The following is a 20,755-nucleotide window of genomic DNA, read 5'->3' on the forward strand; positions in this document are numbered from 1 at the left end:
TTGTAATAGTGTAAACAATATTAAAAGTTGGGTAAAATTTGATGCGCTATTTCTTCGGCTATTATTGGCGTTAATGCAACACCCATACCATTGCAGGCAATAGCGTTTAAAATATTGGGTGCTGTAAAATGTACATAAGGCAAATGGTTATCGGTAAAAGCCATAATGCCACTCCATCTTTTATCAATGGTATATTGAATGGATGGGTTTAAATGTGTTTGTAAAAAATTTTCTAAAACGGTTTGTACATTTTCGGTTACAGTAATATCAGTAGTAGTTTCTTGTTCAAAAAAACTGTTACGTCCGCCGCCAATTAAAATGCGATTCCCCAGGTTTCTCCAATAATAATATCCTGCGTCATAATGAAAGGTGCCATGTAAGGGCAGGTTAGGGATTGGGCTAGTAAGCAATATTTGTCCGCGGCCTGGTTTTACCGGTAAGGTGGTTCCCAAATTAATTGCATTTGAAAAGGCATTGGTGCATAAAATAACGGTATTGGCCTTTAGTACAATTGATTGTTGTGTTTCAATGGCAACATAATCGTTTTGCCGGTAACACTGCGTTACTGTTATTCCATACAAACAATTTACGCCCAAACAAGCGGCCTTGTTTTGTAATGCCTGAACCAGTTTGCCGCTGTGTAAACCGCCTTCCCACTTGTTTTCAACTAATGCATCAAAATTTTGTAGTCCTAATGCAGTTAATGCAGCATCATTTCTTTTAAAAGTATGTTGGGTATTGGTAATGTCGGCCAGCAATTTATTTAGATATGCAAGCGCATCATTTATTTCGTTTGCGGGCAGTTGTTTTTCTGTTAAACATTCGTAACCACCACAGGCATCAAAATCAATTACATTACCAAAGTATTTTTTTATTTTTTCAATACCCTTATAACGTTTTTCAACAATTTGCAACATGGCCGATTCGCCCAACGTTTTTGCGTCGTGAAGTAGTTCAGTTGGGCTTCCAAAGCAAGCAAAGCCTGCATTGCGCGTTGAGGCACCTAATGGTGTAACATTTCTTTCAACAACAGTAATACTTAAATTGGGCTTTTGTTCTTTTAAAGTAATAGCAGTCCAAAGTCCCATTAATCCGCCACCAACTATCACAATGTTTTGTGGGGCGAAATAGGTTTCATTTTCCCAAACTGAAATATTGCTTAGCATGTTTCAAATGTACTAAACATAGCAATAGTAAAAGCTATTTTACAAATCTGTTAGCAAAGCGCTTTGCTTCATTTACACATTAAACCTAAAGTGCATAATGTCGCCATCTTTCACTACATATTCTTTGCCTTCAATACGTAGTTTGCCATTATCGCGGCAGGCAGCTTCACTGCCATATTTTATAAAATCATCGTAGGCAATTACTTCTGCTTTAATAAAGCCTTTTTCAAAATCACTATGAATTACACCTGCGGCCTGTGGTGCTTTCCAACCTACATGAATCGTCCATGCTCTTACTTCCTGCACACCAACAGTAAAATATGTTTCCAGGTTCAACAATTTATATACGCTTTGAATAAGTCTGTTTAATGCAGGCTCTTTCATGTTATATTCTTCCATAAACAATGCACGGTCATCGGCCGATTCCATTGCGGCTATATCGGCTTCAATGGCATTATTCATAATAATCATTTGTGCACCTTCTTCCGTAGCAGCTTTTAGTAATTGTTCAGAATATTTGTTGCCGGTATGCATGCTGGCCTCATCAACATTGGCTACATACAATACAGGTTTATTGGTTAAAAGAAACAAGTCGTCAATAGCTGTTTTTTCTTCTTTAGAAAGGTTAAGCGAACGAATGCTTTTACCTTGTTCCAAATGGTTTTTGCATTGAAGCAATGTTTTTAACTCAGCCTGTGCTTTTGTATCGGAACCAACACGGGCCAGCTTTTCCGTTTTTTGAATTTTCTTTTCAATACTTTCTAAATCTTTCAGTTGTAACTCTGTATCAATAATTTCTTTGTCAGAAATGGGATTAATCGCTCCTTCTTCGCGCAATACATTTTCATCTTCAAAGCATCTGATTACATGGATAATTGCATCTACTTCGCGAATATTGCCCAAAAATTTATTGCCCAAACCTTCTCCTTTACTAGCCCCTTTTACCAGTCCGGCAATATCCACTATTTCAACTTGTGTAGGCACAATTCGGTGCGGATTCACCAGTTTGGCCAAATGCTGTAAGCGTTCATCCGGCACATCTACCAAACCCACATTGGGTTCAATGGTGCAAAACCGGTAATTACTGGCTTGTGCTTTAGCGCTGTTGGTAACAGCATTAAATAAAGTTGATTTTCCTACATTGGGTAATCCTACAATTCCTGCTTGTAATGCCATGTTATATTCATTTTTATGTAAGCTTTGTTTTTAGCTTACCATCTGCCAAAGTATTTTAAGCCGCAAAAGTAAGGTGTAAATCATATTGAGAGAATGCTTATTTTCATTGCCGCAATAAATGTTTGCTATTGCAGTTATTCAATAGATTTTTTTATGTCATTGTTTGTTGAAGAAACCGGGCAACGAATCATGGCAGCAGTAACCAAAAACGAAAATAATGGCGTTAAACATAGTTTGGATTGCATTTTTTTTGATTGCCTTTTTGATTGCATTATATAAGCTTATTTTTTTACATGACACCGAAATTTTTAAAACTTTGGTAGATGGTATGTTTGATACTGCCAAAGGTTCGGTAATTGATGTTGCTTTTCCTTTAGCAGGTACAATGGTATTTTTTTTAGGATTGATGAATATTGCCGAAAGGGCAGGTGCTATTCGCTTTTTATCGCGAATTTTAAATCCTTTTATGAAGCGATTGTTTCCCGGTGTTCCGGCAGGGCATCCGGCCATGGGTGAAATGGTTATGAATTTTTCTGCCAATATGTTGGGTTTAGACAATGCTGCAACACCTTTTGGACTTAAGGCCATGGAAAGCCTGCAAACCTTGAATCCTGAAAAAGAAAAAGCAACGAATGCACAAATCATGTTTTTGGTGCTGCATACCAGTGGTTTAACCTTAATTCCTTTATCAATTTTAACTTATCGCTTAGCTGCAGGTTCTCATGAACCGGCCAGTGTATTTATACCTTGTGTGTTAGCTACAGTAGCCGCTACTTTAGCTTCAATTATTATTGTTGGATTTTGGCAAAAACTTAAATGGGATTGGGTGTTAGTGGTTTGGCTTACGGGTTTATTGGTAATAATGGCTGCCTTATTGTTTTGGGTGAATGCCTTGTCGGCCACTGATAAAGCCGTATTTAGTAAAATATCGGGAAATTTTTTGCTATTACTGATTGTTGTGTTGATTATAGTTGGTGGATTATGGAAAAAAATTAATGTATTTGATGCGTTTATTGATGGTGCCAAAAATGGTTTTGATGTTATTTTGAAAATTATTCCCTATTTGGTAGGCATGTTGGTGGCAATAAGGGTATTTAGAGATAGTGGCGCATTGAATTATGTAGTGAACGCTTTAACACATGGTATTCAAATGTTGGGAATTAATGCTGATTTTACGCCTGCACTTCCTGTGGCCATTATGAAACCGTTTAGTGGAAGCGGTGCCAGGGGATTAATGCTTGATGTAATGCAAACACATGGCGCCGATTCATTTGTGGGTAGAATGGCTTCAACCTTTCAAGGCTCGGCCGATACTACTTTTTATATTATAGCTTTATATTTTGGCAGCGTTGGAATTAAAAAAGTACGGTATGCGATTTGGGCAGGTATGTTGGCCGATTTTATTGGGGTAATCGTAGCCATTTTGATTGGATACATCTTTTTCAAATGATATTTGTTGCTATTGAACCGTAATTTCTTTCGTGCCTAAAATGCTGTAGCCTTTATCGCGATACACTAATTGATATTTTCCCGGAAATAGGTACAGATAATAAAACCCGTTTTCGGCATTTACAAAAGTTTGGTCTGCCGGAACATAAATACCTTCTTCTTTATCGCCCCATTCATTTTTATAATAGGCTTGTACAAAAAATAATGCCTGATAGGCAGGCGATACCGGCACTTCTTTTCTGGTAGCATCAATATTATACCAAACAGGTCTTCCGTCTAAATATTTGGTAGGTGGGTGCACAACATACAAATCATAAATCCCCGAATCTAAAAACTGAACGGGTAAATTATTACGCAAAGGTATTACCGTTTGTTTAATATGGTGTTTATCAACAAAGGCCGCATAAAATAATCGGCCATAGTCTGAATTGCTGCCTTCTGTCATTTCAGTTTGGTCAATACTTAATATTTTGTTACCGGTGAAATATTGTAAATAAACTGCCATTGGAATGTTGTGCTTATCGTAAGCAAGTTTTGTAGTATGTTCATTTCCAGCTAAAACAATTAATTTTTCTCCGGGATGTTGTTTGATAAAATTAGATAAATGAACAGCCTGCATTGAATCGCGTTGGTTAGCATTTAGTTTAGTAGCATTTTCATCTTCATAAGGTAAAAGCGTAAAGCCTAATTGCAGTGCCTGTCTTACCAATTCACCGCAAATAGGCTCAGCAGTATAGTAACCTGTTTGCACAGTCAATTGCTTTAATGAAGCGTTTTTATAAGGGTTCAATGTTTCCATTGCTAAATATTTAAAACCCTGTTCATGTAAGTCGCGTAACATGGATAAAAGGAATGCTCTATGTTGGGGCTTACTATGTGTTTCATTAAACAATACAATAGTATGTTTGGCGGTTTGCTGCAGTAAATAAGGAATGGCCGGCATTAACTGAATATTCTTCAACTTTTCAACATCATGTAAGGCCGTATCGACGTATTTATTGGGTAACATGTCATAAGCCTGTTCTTGGTAATACAAAGCCGACTGATAATCGCCGGCAAAAGCTAAAGCTTGTGCCAAATCTTCATTATATGCCTGTAATCCATGGTTATCTATCAATGCATCTTTATAGCCAAAAGCTTTGTACAAAGGTTTAAAATAATTTAAACGCCCTTTTTCCAGCATAGAAAGAAATGGGTTGGTAGTATCTGTTACCAGTTGTTTATTTTGCTGAATAAAATGTTGCAAATCGGTTAATGCGGTAGTGGCTTTGCGTTGTGCCAATAAATGGTTGATGCTGCAACACATCAATAACAATAGGATGAAATGGTATTTGAAATAATTTTTTGCCAATGAGTTTGAGCGCATGTATGAATATTGATTGGGTATAAAATAGATCTGCAATGTTACAGGCATTTGTAGCCTAATGTTCCTGCAGAATACTTTTTAACATTTTTATTTAGTTGCTTATTGGGCAAAAATTTTGTTTAAGATGTTGGGTAATTGTGGCACACCTAAAGTTGCCGGTTGTTCAATGGTAATAAATTGCTGGCTGTTAGGGAAATTAGGAATTTTTTTATCTATTACAATTATGGGGGAATCAGCAGCAACATAATGAATAAGTCCTGCTGCCGGATACACTTGTAATGAAGTACCTATTATAACAAAAACATCTGCTTCTGCAACCACGGCAGCGGCTTGTGGTAATAAAGGTACTTCCTCATTAAACCATACTATGAAAGGCCTTAATTGGGAACCATCTTCCGCTAAATCGCCCAAATTGATATCGCCGGTAATTGGAAAAGTAACTTGTGGATTTGCCACACTACGCATTTTAAAAATTTCACCATGCAAGTGTATTACTTTATTACTACCGGCTCGTTCATGCAAATCGTCAATATTTTGTGTGATAATCGTTACAGCATATTTGTTTTGCAATTCGGCTAAAGCAATGTGTGCAGCATTGGGTTTTGCCTTGGCTATTTCTCTTCTACGTTGGTTATAAAAATCGAGTACCAATTTTGGATTTTTAGCGAAGCCTTCAGGAGTGGCTACTTCCTGTATAGAATAACCATTCCATAAACCATCGATATCTCTAAACGTTTTTAATCCGCTTTCGGCACTTATACCTGCTCCGGTTAATATGACAATGTTGGGTTGCATGGTAAAACGGATAACAACAATGGTAATACGTTATTTTTTCAATTTTGTTTCACTTAATTCTAGAATAACTTTCCATTCATCCGGTTTTACTGTTTGTACGGAAAGCCTACCTAAGCGAACCAAGTCCATATTTTGCAAACGTTCATCGGCTTTAACTTGAGCCAGGGTAACAGGTTTGTTCAGCTTTTGATAGGGTTTTAAATCAACTACTACCCAAGCTGGTTCGGGAGTTGTGGGGTCTTGATAATGTTCTTTAATAACCTGTGCTATGCCCACAATGGCTAAACCTTCATTGCTATGATACCATAAAACAAGGTCGCCTTTTTTCATGGCTTTTAAATTGTTGCGAGCTCCGTAATTACGAACACCATCCCAAAATGTTTGTCCGTCTTTTTCAAATTGTTCCCAACTGTATTTAAAGGGTTCTGATTTTACTAACCAGTATTGCATAAATTAAATTGTTTAATTAATGTTTACCAGCCGCTGGCCAAAACATCGGCTAAGTGCATAACCTGAATGGGTTTCTGTTGAAAATTGATAATGCCTTGTAAATGCATTAAACAACTCATATCGGTGCTAATAATATATTCGGCTTCTGTGGCTAGTGCATTCACTATTTTTTGATCACCCATGGCAGCGCTAATCGGTTCAAATTTAACGGCGAAGGTACCACCAAACCCGCAGCAGGTTTCAACATCATTCATTTCAACCAATTGTAACCCTTGTACATGGCTCAATAGTTTTCTGGGTTCTTGTTTAATATTGCATTCTCTTAATGCGGCACAACTATCGTGGTAAGTAACTTTTGCCGGAAAGCTGGCACCAAGGTCTTCTACGCCCATAACATTTACCAAAAAGTCACTCAACTCAAATACCTTTTCCGATAAAGTTTTTACGTGATTATGTAAGGAAGTGTTGTTGAATAAAGTGGGATAATAATTTATTACGAATCCAATGCAACTGGCACTGGGCGCAACAATAAAATCATTACCGGCAAAATCTTTTACAAATTTGGAACATACTTCTTTTGCTTCGCCTCTAAAACCGGCATTGAAAGCAGGTTGTCCACAACAAGTTTGTTCCGTATTATATTGTACGGTACAGCCTACTTTTTGCAGCACTTTTACCATGTTAAATCCAACTTGCGGAAAAAGTTGGTCAATAAAACAAGGTATAAACAATTGCACATTCATTGCCTGTTATTTTGCTAAAATTCAAATTGTTTGTTGTTGAATTTTACGGTTTAAATCAATCATTTTAATAGCAGTTATGGCAGCTTCTTCGCCCTTATGGCCGTGTTTGCCACCAATACGTTCAATCGCTTGCTGATTATTTTCAACTGTTAAAACACCAAATATAACCGGTTTGTTGTGGGTTAAATTCAGTTGTAATATTCCTTCAGTAACGTATTTGCATACATAATCAAAATGGGGAGTATCACCACGAATAACGGTACCTAATGCAATATAAGCGTCGGGTTGGTTATTAGAGGTTTGAATATGTTGTTGAATAGCAAATGGTATTTCAACAGCACCGGGTACAATAATCGTTTGAAAACGAATATTGTTATCCTTAAAAATGCGTATGCAGCCATTTTCCAATTCATCAACAATTGATGCATTCCATTCGGTTTTTACCAATAGTACAAAGGCATCCTTAATTACGGGGATGCCTTTGTGCAATAACGAGTTTCCGGGTGTAGCCATTAGTTAACGCTTAAATCATTTTTTTCAATGCTTAACCGGTAAATGTATTTATCGGCCTGAAGACCTTTATCGGTTTGCGGATATTTTTCTTTAATTTCTTTGTATAATTCTATGGCATCCTTGGTTTTACCAAGTGTTTCGCTTAATAAGCCTGCACGGAACAAATATTCTGATGAAGAGAATGCATCTTTAGGAAAAGTAGCACCTGCTTTTTTATAATCTTTAATTGCATCTTCATTTTTGCCTAATTCAGCTTCAGCATCAGCTAAAGCACCATAGGCAGCCATTTGAATTTGTGGAGCACCGGTTGAAAATTCTTTCAAGTATTTAACTGCATTGGCAAAATCGCCCAATTTTAAATAACTAATACCGGCATAATATTTTGCAAGATCGGCTGTTTTTGTTCCATCAAAGTTTTTAATGATATATAAAACACCTTTGTTAAATCCATCGCCATTCAATACTAGGTTAGATGAATCTTGTGCAAAATATTCTTGTGCTTTGTAAATAGCTTCTGCCGCTTTTTCTTCTTTTGGCTTAACAATATATTGGTTGTAACCATACCATCCGCCTACAACAACTATAATAGCAATGGCAGCAATAATAATTTGCTTAGCATATTTTTTTCCAAAAAATTCTGCTTGTAATAATGGGTCGCTGTGAGTTGGTTGTTGTTTATGTTCACTCATTACTAATGTGGGTTTATTTGTGATTGTTCTTTTAAAATTTTAATTAATCAATGTCAAAAGCATAGTGGTCATTGTGGTAAACATCTTTATAAACTTCACTTGCATCCGGGAAAGGACTTTCTTCTGCAAATTGAACAGATGCTTCTACAACTTGTGCTATTTTCGCATCAATGGCATTAATTTCTTCCTGCGTAGCAAACTTATTATTTAAAATGGTCTGCATTACTTTATGAATGGGGTCTTGATTTTTGTATTCATCAACCTCTTCTTTGGTACGATATTTTTGCGGGTCGGAAATAGAGTGTCCTTTATAACGGTAAGTTTTCATTTCCAATAAAGTTGGTCCGCCACCTTCACGGGCACGCTTAACAGCACGGGCAACTGCTTCATGTACATCTTCGGGGTTCATACCATCTACTTTGTCACCGGGCATATCGTAGCTATCGGCTAATTTGTAAATGTCAATTACGTTTGAAGTACGTTGTACAGAAGTACCCATGGCATAATGGTTGTTTTCACAAATAAAAACTACGGGTAATTTCCACAACATAGCCAGGTTAAAAGTTTCGTGTAAAATACCTTGACGCGCTGCACCATCGCCAAAGAAACATAAAGCTACATTGTTAGTGCCTTTGTATTGTTCGGCGAATGCTAATCCTGCACCGGTAGCAATTTGAGCACCTACAATACCATGTCCGCCAAAAAATTTATGTTCAACACTAAAAAAGTGCATACTACCACCTTTACCTTTTGAACAGCCTGTTGCTTTTCCATATAACTCGGCCATGCAAGCATTGGGTGATACACCTTTCGCTAACGCCCATCCATGATCGCGATAACCGGTTACAAATGGATCATCGGGCGTGGTGGCAGTCATACAGCCGGCAGCTATTGCTTCCTGACCAACGTATGCATGGAAAAATCCTCTAATTTTTCCTGCCATCTTATACATTTCCTCGGCTTTTAATTCAAACTGACGAATTAATTGCATTAACTCGTACCAATACAGGTATGTTTCTTTCGTAAATTTTGTTGCCACTGCTACTAAATTTTGAGGGGCAAATATAGCACTTACTATGTAAAATAAATGGGTAATATTTTACACCCTAAATTCAAAAAGTTGAATTTAGGGATGTTTTAATTTTAAATAGGTCTTCATTAAAATGTTTATTAACTATGTTTCTTTTCAGCTTTTAGTGTCCGATAGGCTAATAAAGTGCTGATGAATGTAAGCAAAGCGCCCAATAACATAGCAGCACCCGGGAAATGAATGGGTGCTTTGGGTGAAGTAAAGTAAGCAAAAATGTGTGTCATCATTAAGGGTCCAACTATGGAAGTTGCACTCATTAAACTGGTTAAAGCACCTTGTAACTCGCCTTGTTCATTAGCAGGTACATGGCCGGAAATGAGTCCTTGTATAGAAGGGCCGGCAATACCACCCAAAGCATAGGGAATCATAAATACAAACATCATCCAGGTAGTGGATGCAAATGCAAACAATAAAAATCCTATGGCATATAAACTTAGGCCCACGTACACACTTTTTTCCTGCCCCAATTTGGGTATTATGGCACGAATTAATACTCCTTGTACTAAGCCAACAATTAATCCAATAAAACCGAGTGAGTAACCAACCATGCGCTCATCCCAACCAAATTTGCTCATGGTATAATAATTCCAACAACTTTGCACTGCATGGCCGGCAATGTATAAAAGGGTTATGGAAAACACCAAACCGGAAATAACCGGGTATTTTTTTAGTTGTAATAATGAGCCCATTGGGTTGGCTCTTTTCCATTCAAATTTTCTTCTGCTATGAGCCGGTAATGATTCCGGTAGAATAAAAAAACCATATATCCAATTCAAGAATGCCAATACAGCTGCAGCAAAAAATGGAACTCTGGGACCATAATGACCTAAAATGCCTCCTAAAACCGGGCCAATGATGAAGCCTAAACCAAATGCAGCTCCAATCATACCAAAATTTTGTGCTCTTTTTTCGGGCGTGCTAATGTCTGCAATGTAGGCCGAGGCCGTAGTAAAGCTGCCACCGGTAATGCCCGCAATAAATCGCCCTACAAATAACCAAAAAATGTTCGGTGCAAAACCTTGTAACAAATAATCCATTCCAAAACCAAACAATGAAAATAGCAGAATGGGGCGTCTTCCATACCTATCGCTTAAGTTCCCTAAAATAGGAGAACATACAAATTGCATAATGGCATAAACAAATAAAAGCCATCCCCCGTAATTAGAGGCTTGGCTTAAATTGCCATGAATTAATTGTTCAATTAATTTGGGAAGCACCGGAATAATAATTCCGAAACCTGTAACATCAATTAAAAGTGTAATGAAAATAAAACCTAATGCAGCTTGCTTTTGTTGCTTGGCCATATTCTTATTAATGTGGCGCAAAGTAACTGCAATTTGCTAATAATAAAGGGAATTTTACACTGTTATTACTTCTTTTTCTTTGGGTTGGGAAGACTCTATTAATTCATTCAAATTAATATGTTGAATTAAAGCGTCTTCTAAAATATTAGCAAATGTGTTCAGATATTCAATTACATCTTCACGTTTGTTTTTTTGAAGCCACCGAAAACCACCGGGTAAATGGTCCAGTACAGTTCGATCTTCTAAATATTCAATGTTGTGAATGTCTGTTGGAGTTAGGCCTAAATCCTGCAACTTTTTCAATAATAAATTTACAGGCGTATTCGATGTTGGGCAAAATTCTTCTGCCAATTCGGTCCATTCACCCCAGCCGGTATGTGCATAAGTTAAAATTTCCTCTTTACTTAATTGGGTGGTTACCTGAATTAGGTTGCCACAATTGCAGGTGCCATGATTGCCCCACGCATATGGTGCACCATTTGCTAAATTTTCGGCTGTTTTGCGAAGTGCATTAATTAGTTCAATGGATGGTTTTGCCATAACAAATATTATTTGGATAGAAAATGTAGTATAAAAAATTTTTTAAATAAATTTTCTGTAATTTGAAATTACGCACCGGTTAACGATGGTTATAATTTTGTTGAGCCTGTGCCTTGAAATATTCAAACACTAAAAAACAAAATAAGTTTTTGCTCATAAAAAAAGCATTACCGAATAATTACAGTAATGCTTTTTTGGGTTATTTAAGTGTTTGTAATTATTGGGTTGAGCTGTTGCTATTATCGGAAGAAGAGCTGTTACCTGATTCAACTTTCCGCCCTTTCATTTCATGTTCTTTAATGTTTAGCTTGCGTAAAACTTTTGATTTTATCATAATGCTTGCCTCTGTGCCGGCCGGTTCAATATGATATTGTTTGCCATCATAATTAATCACCCCGTATTCACCTATCCACTCATTGGCTAAAATACGATAGGGATCATTTGGGCGGGCTTGTTTTGTTTTTCCGAATGTAATAAAATTATTATTGTTTTGATCAAATGCTATACCTACAATATTGTTACGCTGAAGTACGCAAACACCGGGTGTGTTTTTCTTTAATCGAATAATGTTTACATTATGTCCTTTTTCCAAAACCACTTTACCATCGGTTACTTTAGCTTCACCTGTTTTTACATCTCTTCTCAACACAATGTCGCGATCGTTATAAAATTGAATTTTATCGAGTGGTTGATGATTGGCAGCCAAGTCGGCCCGAATGGCAGCAGTAAAATAAGTTTTAGGGGCAGAACAAGCGGTTAAAAGGAGTGCAGTTGAAAAAAATAGCATCGTTTTCTTACTCAGCATAATAAAGTTTTTTATGCGCAATAAGACATTGAATGCAATGATTGGTTTATTGCAGCACTGCTAAAAAATGTTAAAATAAAATCAAGCAATTAAATCTGCTTTTTTTTGAAAGTAAAGCTTTTTATGGAAAGAAAATTTGCCAGGAAGAGTCCTAAAATGATTAAGATGCTACTGATTACATGTACCTTATAAAATTTTTCATTTAACAATAACACAGCTTCTATAGTACTAAATAATGGAATTAAGTTTCCCATTAATGCCGTTTTAGAAGCACCTAATTCCAGAACAGCTTTGTTCCAGCTTAAATATGCCAATACTGATGCACCTGCACCAAGGTAAATCATTATCCAAAAAATGTGCATATTAAGAGTGGTGGGTTGTTGCCAAAAAAAGTTTTGTACCCATAAAAGCGGTACCAAAAATAAACTGCCTAAACTTATAATAACTGCCAAAAAAGCGTTGCCATTTAATGCAATAGGCTTTTTTTTCACTAAGATGGTGTATATAGCAAATAACAGAGCACTCATTAACACCCAAATATCGCCTTTTGAAAAATTGAATTGTTGTAAGTGTAACCAATTGCCTTTGGTAATTAAAAAAATAACCCCTATAAAACACAAAAGCATACCCGTTAATTTAAAAAAATGTACTTTCTCTTTTAAAAAAATAGCTGCTAAAATGGTTGCAAATATGGGGGATGCAGATGTGCCAATAATGGCCAGATTAATAGCCGGAGTAAAATGCCCACCTACATACAAAAATGTATTGAATAAACTAATGCCAATGAAAGCCGTTATACTTAAATAAACAATATGTTGTTTTATTAGCTTCCATTGCTCAATAATAATACGAAATGTAAAGGGAAGTATAATAATGCCAGCTGTAATCCAGCGTAATAAACTAAGCTGAACGGGTGGAACTGCACCGGCAATGCCACGAGCAACAATAAAATTACCCGACCAAAGCATAACCGCTAATAATGCAGCTAAAAATCCCAGAGTGGTATGACGTTGGTGCTTCATGTATTAATGGTCATGAACCATTTCTTAATGTGCAAAATCAATATCGTAATTCCCTTTAATTCTTTCTATGGGGGGATTGTAATAACCAAATTTTACATTTGGAAATTCTTCGTGAATTAATTCCTGTAATTGTTTAACACCCAACATTTCGCCGGTTTCAGCCAAATTAATTTGTCCTAAATACCAATCAGGATCAATATTAAAATTTCGCCATTGAATCATGCTTAAGTTGGTTGTTTTAATCAACTTACGCAAAGCTTCATACTCTTCAATCGAATCAGTTACACCGGGGAACACAAAATAATTGATGCTGCTCCATCCGCCATGTTTATGAACAATTTTGAGACTTTCAATAATATCTTCAAATTCATAATTATTGGGCCTGTAATAGCGCGTGTAAAGGCTTTTTTGGGCGGAATTGGTACTTACTCTTATACTGTTTAATCCGGCTTTGCATAATGCGGCTACTGCATCTGGTTTAGAACCGTTGGTGTTAATATTGATGCTTCCTTTTGAAGTATGTTTTCTAATTTCAATTATCGCTTCGCGAATGGTTTCCCACATAAGTAAAGGCTCGCCTTCGCAACCTTGTCCAAAGCTAACAATGGGATAAGGTGCATTTAGCAAATGGGGTACCGTAAACTCCACAATTTCTTCAACTGTTGGTTTAAAAGTTAAACGGTCTTGTGTAGAAACAATGGTTTCTTCAGCAGGCTGAAATGAAATACAACCAATGCAATTAGCATTACAAGCAGGTGATGTGGGTACTGGGCATTCCCAACGTCCCAAAGCAAAATTTCGGGCAGCAGGGCAATGGTAAGTGTTACAGCAATTTTGCATTAAGTGCTGTACTAATCGATTATGTGCATATTGTTGTAACAAATTTTTAGATCCGCTTTTAATTTCTTTATCATTATATCCGGCACATTCCTGTCGAATATCTCGTTCAATTCGTACTGCCGGAACATAAATGGTATTATTTAGCCAGCCCACTGCGGTATAGCAAAACAACGGTAGGGTGGGTGCATCGGGGAAAGACTCATATGCTGCTAAAAACAATCCGGTGTGCGCAGGGGGAATGAAAGCAGCCACGGCCCAACCTTTTTCGCATAAACGCATTTGGCCGGTATTAACGTCAATGCCAATGCCGCGGCGTTGAGGTAATTCATATAAGTTGCCGCCTTCAGGCAGTTCAATCCAATCTTCAATAGAAATGGGGAATGCATCCCAACCGGCACGGCCAATGGCATAGAGTGTTTCATCTTCATAAATATTGCCATTGCCATCGGAATATAATAGATAGGGTGATTGTTGTAACATTTTCAATTTACTTGAAGGTATAAACAATTAATTTCCTGCTTTAGTGTTGTTGATTTGTTCAGCACAAAAAGCATTAAATTCTTTTTCCTGTTCCGGTGTTACCTCTGCATTTACAGTTTTTTGAATGAGTTGATTATTCTTTAAATCTATGGTTAAAATATTGTCTTTAAGTACCACGTTATTTACTTGTTCCCATTTAAATTTTTTAGAAGGGATGCTGTTAAAAACAATTTCTTTTTTATCGAAAGCAACTTCGGGTAATACTTTGGCGGGCTTTTCCAACACAGCAGCAATTAAATATAAAATGGCAAAAAATAACCCCTTTGGATATAAATACCAGCCCCATGCAGCTAACATTAGTGCAAAACGATAGTAAGGCATTATGCCTCTGCTTTGTTGGCGATAGCACCATATCCACCAAGAAAAAATAAAAATTGGGATTAAAAAGTTAATGGTGTAAATACCTCCACTATGGCCATTTTGGAATAAAACGATGCCGCGTAAAATAAAAGCAACAGCTGCAATGGCCAGCATTAATTGACTAATAATGTCAATTGCTTTAAAAAATTTAACAGGATAGTTTAAAACAATAATGTAATCGAAAGTTTTTATAGGGCGTGTAATCATATTATTCAAAGCGGCAAAATTACGTATTAATAGGTAGTTTGAAGGCTTTTTTTGTTAAACCTTAATCGTTAAAATAATGGATAGTGAGCAACATCAGTAAAATTTAATCATTTAAGGACTACTTTTGCAGTGAAAATTTGGAATGACATGAAGAAGATGCACCTAATTCTTTTAATTGCTATTGCAGCTGCTATCACCATTTTAATCAGTTATACAGGTAATTTAACAACTTATGAAACTATTGCCTCTGCTAAGCAAAAGCCCGGTAAGTTTGTTAATTTAATTGCCAAACTTGATACAAAAGAACCTGTTCAATATGATGCTGTAAAAGATCCTAATTTTTTAACCTTTACAGCCATTGATACTTTAGGGAATTCAGTAAAAGTGGTTTACCACAATACGAAACCTACCGATATGGAAAAAAGCGAAAGATTGGTATTGAAGGGTAGAATGGAAGGCGACCACTTTGAATGCAAAGATATTTTGTTAAAATGTCCTTCAAAGTATAAAGATAATCCTGAAGCTGCCGAAAAATCTGTTGCAAAAGGTAATATGTAAAATATTTTTAATTACCGGGTAGTATTATTTCAAATAGCTACCTTTTTACGTTGATATAACTAAGCTTATGCATTATAATGGGGAACATTTACTGCCTGGTCAAATAGGTCATTTCTTTTCAATATTATCATTAGTAGCCTCACTTTTAGCCACTATCGCTTATTTCAAAGCAGCGCGAATGAATGATTTACTGCCCGACAGAAAAGGGTGGATAAAATTGGCACGCACCGCTTTTTTTGTTGAAACCATTTCTGTTTTAGGAGTATTCTTTTCTTTATACTACATTATATATAATCACTATTTTGAATATTTTTATGCCTGGAATCACTCCTCACGCAGCTTACAATTCAAATACATATTGAGTTGTTTTTGGGAAGGTTCAGAAGGTAGCTTTCTATTATGGAGTTTTTGGCATTGTGTATTAGGATGGATATTAATTAAAACGTCCAAAACCTGGGAAGCAGGTGTTATGACGGTAATTAGTTTTGCCCAATTTTGTTTGGCCAGCATGCTGATTGGCATTTACTTTTTTGGCTATAAAGTAGGAAGCAATCCATTCATATTATGGCGTCAGCAAATGCCCGATATTCCCATTTTTTCTGACCCCAACTATTTACAATTACCCAGAATTGCCGAAGGAAATGATTTAAACACCTTGTTACAAAATTATTGGATGGTGATTCATCCACCCGTTCTTTTCTTGGGTTTTGCCTCTACCATTGTTCCTTTTGCGTATGCGATTGCAGGTTTGTTTAAAAAAGACCATACTTGGATTAAAACCAGTATACCTTGGGCAGCATTTTCAGGCGCCATATTGGGTACCGGTATAATGATGGGTGCTGCTTGGGCTTATGAAAGTTTATCGTTTGGCGGATATTGGGCTTGGGATCCCGTTGAAAATGCTTCATTAGTGCCCTGGATTGTAATGATTGCCGGATTACATACTAACCTAATTTATAAATCTACAGGCTACTCATTAAGAACAACTTATCTTTTTTATATTCTCAGCTTTGTATTGGTATTGTATTCAACCTTTTTAACCCGAAGTGGTATTTTAGGCGATACTTCAGTGCACGCCTTTACCGATTTGGGCATGAATGTTCAGTTATTGTTATTTGTGTTGGTATTTTTTATTCCCGCCATCTTATTATTTATTTGGCGATATAAAAACATCCCCGCATTACATAAAGAAGAAAATACCAATAGTCGTGAGTTTTGGATGTTTATTGGGTCGCTTGTTTTGTTTTTATCGGCTATTATCATTGCAGCAAAAACTTCCGTACCGGTTTACAATAAAATGTTCGGCACCAATATTGCCCCCCCTGAGGATCCTGAATTTTCCTTCAATCAGGTTCAAATATTCATTTTAATAATTATTGGCATTTTAACGGCAGTTACCCAATACTTTAAATACAAAAGCTCACCCCAAGGCTACTTTAGTAAAAATATAGTTTGGCCTACGGTTGCATCATTAATTGTAGGTTCGGCTATTTGTATTTGGGGTAACATTCATTACAATAAACAAGGCATTGGTTTTTTAGTAGCCATTTATGTTGGTGTATATGCCGCCATTTATGCCATAATAGCCAATGCAGCTTATATTTGGTTAGTACTGAAAGGTAAGTTGAAAGTGGCCGGTGCATCTGTTGCACACGTGGGGTTTGGTATGATTTTATTGGGTGTGCTCATCTCATCAAGTAAAAAAGAAGTATTAAGCTGGAATACAACCGGAATTGCTGTTTTCAAAAAAGATAAGAAAGAAGATCCTGCTGAAAATATTACCTTATTTAAGGGTGTAGCCACAGATATGGGTAAATATATGGTTACCTATGTTAAAGATACTTTTAACACCGTAGATAGAAAACGTTACTATGAAATTGATTTTAAGGCCAAGAATGGTAATGAACATTTTAAAGTGTATCCCGACATCATAAAAAATAACAAAGGGATGGAGGGTTTTTCACCCAATCCCGATTCAAAACATTATTGGAACCGCGATATTTTCGTTTATATTTCTTCGTTTCAACAAAATGATCAACCCGATACGGCTACTTTTAGAAACATTGGCATAAAGCCGGGTGATACCACTTTTTACAGCAATGGCATTTTAATTTTAAATAAAGTTCAGGTAAATCCCGAAGCACAAAAAGATAAGTTTAAAAATGGGGAAACGGCGTTGTTTTTAGATATGACTGCCATTACAAAAGATGGGCGTAGATACCCTTTAACACCGGGTATAGTATTGAATAATAATGAATTAACCAATTACCCGGATACCGTTAAAGCCCAAAGTTTAATTGTGAAATTTAATAAAGTAAGTAATCCGCAAGACGGCAAATTAGAAATAGGCGTGAAGGAGAGTGGTGCCATTACGGATTTGGTAACTTTAAAAGTTTACGAATTCCCCATGATAAATATTTTATGGCTTGGAGTGGTGGTAATGGTAATTGGATTCTTTATGTCAATTTATCAGCGAATTGCACCGCAAATTTTTTCAAAAGAATAGGTTACTTTTAGACTGTCGGCAGCATTAACTTAACGGTTAATGTCTATAGCTTAGCAGCAGTTATGGTTCGTAAACGTTTAATTCAATTAATAGTTATACTGGCATTCAGTTGTATTTATGTTACAGCCAATGCTCAACGCGGAATAAATGATACAATCCCCGTGCATGCATTTATTACTCCGGAGGGCGATACCATACCTATGGGCTATTTACCCGACTTTACGGTAATATATTATTTAAATGCCCGACAAAAAAGGTATTGGGCTGAGTGGACAAGGTTGCGCAATGCAGTATATGTTACTTATCCTTATGCAAAAGCTGCAGGAAGAATAATGAATGAAATAAATGCTCGTTTGGCAGGAGTATCCAGTAAAAGTGAACGAAGAAAAATTATCCGTTCCCGTGAAAAGGAATTAAGAAAAGAATTTACCGATAAACTAACCCAGTTATCGGTTTATCAAGGAAAGATTTTAATGAAATTAATTTATCGGGAAACGGGGAACAATTGTTATGAAATTATACAGGAATATAAGGGCAACATTACCGCAGCGGTTTATCAAACGGTGGCGTTTTTTTTCGGTACCAGTTTAAAACAAAACTACGATCCAAACGGTGCTGATAGAGATATTGAAACCATTGTTCGCGATTTGGAAAGAATGTATGGTATAAGAGGTTAGCTAATATTAGTTTACATAATTTTTTAAAGTATTAATAAAGCTTTCTCTGTCAATAAATCTTGCACCTAAGCGCTCTAAATGTTCGGTATAAACCTGGCAATCAATAAGCACAACACCTTCTTTTTGTAAATATTCCACTAATTGAATAAAGGCAAATTTGCTGGCATTACTCACTTTACTAAACATGCTTTCACCAAAAAAAATACCACCTAAGCGAATACCATACAAGCCACCTACCAATTCGTCATTCAAATAAGTTTCAGCACTAATGGCGTATCCGTTAGTATGCATTTGAATATAAGCCTGTTCCATTTCATCGGTAATCCAGGTTCCGTGTTGCCCTTTGCGGGGTGAGGTTTTACAGTAATGAATAACAGATTTGAAATTTTTGTTGATTGAAAATTGGAAAACATTTTTTCGAATAAGTGCTTGCATACTTTTACTCACTTTCAACTCATTCGGGAACAAAACAAACCTGGGATCGGGGCACCACCATAATGGGGTGTTGCCTTCGTACCATGGAAAAATTCCTCTTTTATAGGCTTCCAATAAACGTTTAACCGATAAGTCGCCGCCAATTGCTAATAAGCCATCCTCCAAGCTTTCAGTTACGGGCGGGAACCATAATGTGTGATTAAGTTGGAACAGCGGCATAATTTAACAACAAAACTTAATAACCAATTGCAGTAGTTTCAATGGTTGCATTAATGCCACGATCTAAAATGGCTGTACACATTGGTTGTAAAATTTCGTATTCACCATTTTTAACGGCACATTTTCCTTTCATATGAATGAGTAGTGCACATTGCTCAGCTTGTTCATGCGTATGCCCGCAAACTTCTACTAATGTTTCAATAACCCAATCGAAAGTGTTTACATCATCATTCCAAACAATAAGGTGGCAAGTAGGCGAAAAGGCGATTTCAGTATCAAGTGCCGGTTCTTCCCATTTTTTTTCTTTGGTATGATTTAAAACCTGAATCATGCAACAAAAATAGGTAGTTCTGTTAAATTCTGAATAAGAGTTATCACTTCCAAGAATAAAAATCTAAGCAGGAATATTGGTTTGTAATAAAAACTGATAATTTTTTGGCGCCAATCCGGTATACATTTTAAATATTCTATTAAAATGACTAACATGATTAAATCCACAACTGTATGCAACATCTTTAATTGTTTTGTGATGGTGGGCTAATAATTGAATGGCACGCCCGATTCTTTTTTCAATTACTAATTCTGTGAAGGATTTACCGGTATGCATTTTACAATATCGTGCAAAAGTTGCCTCACTTACATTAAATAATAATGATATTTTTTTTAAACAAATATCTTCGTGAAAATGCTTATTAATACAAGTATTAATCGCTTCGGCATTTATTGCCGTATTATTTTCATTACTAATTATTGAATGTGTTTCATTTAAAACTCTGTACGATTTTTCTTTCGTTAAGGTGTGTAATAATTTTAATAAATTAATAATATCTAGAAAATCATTACTGTGGCCAATGATACTAAAATATTCCATCATTTGTTTTGAGCTGATATTGTTAAAAGCTAAGCCGCCACAGGCTTTTGAAAAAAGTTTTTTTAGTGACAGGAAAGAAAGTTTGTTTAACAGATTGTTATTCAGTAAATCGTTAGGAAAAATAATTTTAGTTACGGTAGCTGAGGTTGTTATTTTATGATTAAGATAATAACCATGCAGCATATTGGGCGGTATGAGGAATACCACTTGACAGCTGTTTATTTTGAAAATATGATTGCCATTAATGCATGTTACCCCTTTTGACCAATTGAAAAGTGTTAATTCCCAATAAGGATGTAAATGTAAAGGTTCATCCTTCAATAATGGGAATTTTACAACCTGCATCGCATCATCGTGCAGGTATATAGAAGAACCACTCATATTTTTTGAGTTCATGCAGCGTACGTTTGGGACATTCAAGTAAACAGAAACAA

22 protein-coding genes are annotated in these 20,755 nt (G+C 36.2%); 4 read left to right on the forward strand and 18 right to left on the reverse strand.

What is annotated here, in order from left to right; translation table 11 throughout:
- Positions 1-20: 20 nt before the first annotated feature.
- Both LX80_RS01075 and ychF read right to left on the reverse strand, forming a co-directional pair.
- Positions 21-1,166, reverse strand: a complete 1,146-nt coding sequence (locus tag LX80_RS01075) for an NAD(P)/FAD-dependent oxidoreductase (protein ID WP_111293184.1) — start codon at positions 1,164-1,166, stop codon at positions 21-23.
- A gap of 72 nt (positions 1,167-1,238) precedes the next feature.
- On the reverse strand, positions 1,239-2,342 hold the full coding sequence (ychF, locus tag LX80_RS01080) for a redox-regulated ATPase YchF (RefSeq protein ID WP_111293185.1): 1,104 nt from the start codon (positions 2,340-2,342) through the stop codon (positions 1,239-1,241).
- A 217-nt stretch (positions 2,343-2,559) separates the two neighbouring features.
- Between ychF and LX80_RS01085 the strand changes: the two genes are divergently transcribed.
- On the forward strand, positions 2,560-3,792 hold the full coding sequence (locus LX80_RS01085; RefSeq protein ID WP_111293186.1) for a nucleoside recognition domain-containing protein: 1,233 nt from the start codon (positions 2,560-2,562) through the stop codon (positions 3,790-3,792).
- 9 nt (positions 3,793-3,801) lie between these two features.
- On the opposite strand, the gene LX80_RS01090 is transcribed toward LX80_RS01085, so the two are convergent.
- The 13 genes from LX80_RS01090 to LX80_RS01150 all read right to left on the reverse strand — a co-directional run bounded on the left by LX80_RS01090 (position 3,802) and on the right by LX80_RS01150 (position 15,055).
- Positions 3,802-5,157, reverse strand: a complete 1,356-nt coding sequence (locus tag LX80_RS01090) for a hypothetical protein (RefSeq protein WP_111293187.1) — start codon at positions 5,155-5,157, stop codon at positions 3,802-3,804.
- A 99-nt stretch (positions 5,158-5,256) separates the two neighbouring features.
- Positions 5,257-5,952 (reverse strand): Sir2 family NAD-dependent protein deacetylase, encoded by a 696-nt coding sequence (locus LX80_RS01095; RefSeq protein WP_111293188.1) that lies wholly within the window; start codon positions 5,950-5,952, stop codon positions 5,257-5,259.
- A 30-nt stretch (positions 5,953-5,982) separates the two neighbouring features.
- Positions 5,983-6,402: an EVE domain-containing protein gene (locus tag LX80_RS01100; protein WP_111293189.1), complete on the reverse strand. Its 420-nt coding sequence runs from the start codon at positions 6,400-6,402 to the stop codon at positions 5,983-5,985.
- A 23-nt stretch (positions 6,403-6,425) separates the two neighbouring features.
- Positions 6,426-7,145 carry a (Fe-S)-binding protein gene (locus LX80_RS01105; RefSeq protein WP_111293190.1) on the reverse strand — a complete coding sequence of 240 codons (720 nt, stop codon included), beginning with the start codon at positions 7,143-7,145 and terminating at the stop codon, positions 6,426-6,428.
- 21 nt (positions 7,146-7,166) lie between these two features.
- Positions 7,167-7,658 (reverse strand): 6,7-dimethyl-8-ribityllumazine synthase, encoded by a 492-nt coding sequence (gene ribH, locus LX80_RS01110; protein WP_111293191.1) that lies wholly within the window; start codon positions 7,656-7,658, stop codon positions 7,167-7,169.
- The gene (locus tag LX80_RS01115) at positions 7,658-8,347 is read right to left on the reverse strand and encodes a tetratricopeptide repeat protein (protein ID WP_111293192.1); all 690 of its coding nucleotides are present in this window, start codon (positions 8,345-8,347) and stop codon (positions 7,658-7,660) included. The genes ribH and LX80_RS01115 overlap by 1 nt, the downstream gene beginning before the upstream one ends.
- Positions 8,348-8,390: 43 nt before the next feature.
- On the reverse strand, positions 8,391-9,386 hold the full coding sequence (gene pdhA, locus LX80_RS01120; protein ID WP_111293193.1) for a pyruvate dehydrogenase (acetyl-transferring) E1 component subunit alpha: 996 nt from the start codon (positions 9,384-9,386) through the stop codon (positions 8,391-8,393).
- Between the two features lie 131 nt (positions 9,387-9,517).
- The gene (locus LX80_RS01125; protein WP_111293194.1) at positions 9,518-10,741 is read right to left on the reverse strand and encodes a TCR/Tet family MFS transporter; all 1,224 of its coding nucleotides are present in this window, start codon (positions 10,739-10,741) and stop codon (positions 9,518-9,520) included.
- Between the two features lie 54 nt (positions 10,742-10,795).
- Positions 10,796-11,281, reverse strand: a complete 486-nt coding sequence (locus LX80_RS01130; protein WP_111293195.1) for a hypothetical protein — start codon at positions 11,279-11,281, stop codon at positions 10,796-10,798.
- A 217-nt stretch (positions 11,282-11,498) separates the two neighbouring features.
- Positions 11,499-12,086, reverse strand: coding sequence for a hypothetical protein (locus tag LX80_RS01135; RefSeq protein WP_146250349.1), 588 nt, complete (start codon positions 12,084-12,086; stop codon positions 11,499-11,501).
- A gap of 89 nt (positions 12,087-12,175) precedes the next feature.
- The gene (locus LX80_RS01140; protein ID WP_111293197.1) at positions 12,176-13,108 is read right to left on the reverse strand and encodes a DMT family transporter; all 933 of its coding nucleotides are present in this window, start codon (positions 13,106-13,108) and stop codon (positions 12,176-12,178) included.
- A gap of 24 nt (positions 13,109-13,132) precedes the next feature.
- Positions 13,133-14,428 carry a radical SAM protein gene (locus LX80_RS01145; protein WP_111293198.1) on the reverse strand — a complete coding sequence of 432 codons (1,296 nt, stop codon included), beginning with the start codon at positions 14,426-14,428 and terminating at the stop codon, positions 13,133-13,135.
- Between the two features lie 27 nt (positions 14,429-14,455).
- The gene (locus LX80_RS01150) at positions 14,456-15,055 is read right to left on the reverse strand and encodes a hypothetical protein (protein WP_111293199.1); all 600 of its coding nucleotides are present in this window, start codon (positions 15,053-15,055) and stop codon (positions 14,456-14,458) included.
- A 147-nt stretch (positions 15,056-15,202) separates the two neighbouring features.
- Here LX80_RS01150 and LX80_RS01155 point away from each other — a divergent pair, with 147 nt between their 5' ends.
- The 3 genes from LX80_RS01155 (at position 15,203) to LX80_RS01165 (ending at position 18,796) form a co-directional block, all read left to right on the forward strand.
- A complete protein-coding gene (locus LX80_RS01155; RefSeq protein ID WP_111293200.1) occupies positions 15,203-15,613 on the forward strand; it encodes a cytochrome c maturation protein CcmE domain-containing protein in 411 nt (136 codons plus the stop codon).
- 67 nt (positions 15,614-15,680) lie between these two features.
- Positions 15,681-18,119 carry a cytochrome c biogenesis protein CcsA gene (ccsA, locus tag LX80_RS01160; protein WP_111293201.1) on the forward strand — a complete coding sequence of 813 codons (2,439 nt, stop codon included), beginning with the start codon at positions 15,681-15,683 and terminating at the stop codon, positions 18,117-18,119.
- Positions 18,120-18,181: 62 nt separating this feature from the next.
- Positions 18,182-18,796, forward strand: a complete 615-nt coding sequence (locus LX80_RS01165) for a DUF4294 domain-containing protein (protein WP_111293202.1) — start codon at positions 18,182-18,184, stop codon at positions 18,794-18,796.
- A 6-nt stretch (positions 18,797-18,802) separates the two neighbouring features.
- Here LX80_RS01165 and aat read toward each other — a convergent pair whose 3' ends face one another.
- From aat to LX80_RS01180, 3 genes are all read right to left on the reverse strand, one after another.
- Positions 18,803-19,450: a leucyl/phenylalanyl-tRNA--protein transferase gene (gene aat / locus LX80_RS01170; RefSeq protein ID WP_111293203.1), complete on the reverse strand. Its 648-nt coding sequence runs from the start codon at positions 19,448-19,450 to the stop codon at positions 18,803-18,805.
- A gap of 16 nt (positions 19,451-19,466) precedes the next feature.
- Positions 19,467-19,781: an ATP-dependent Clp protease adaptor ClpS gene (locus LX80_RS01175; protein ID WP_111293204.1), complete on the reverse strand. Its 315-nt coding sequence runs from the start codon at positions 19,779-19,781 to the stop codon at positions 19,467-19,469.
- Between the two features lie 63 nt (positions 19,782-19,844).
- Entirely contained in the window at positions 19,845-20,717 is an 873-nt protein-coding gene (locus tag LX80_RS01180; RefSeq protein ID WP_111293205.1) for a helix-turn-helix domain-containing protein, read from the reverse strand.
- Positions 20,718-20,755 lie beyond the last annotated feature (38 nt).

The sequence above is a fragment of the Hydrotalea sandarakina genome, from assembly GCF_003254115.1.
Lineage (GTDB): Bacteria > Bacteroidota > Bacteroidia > Chitinophagales > Chitinophagaceae > Hydrotalea > Hydrotalea sandarakina.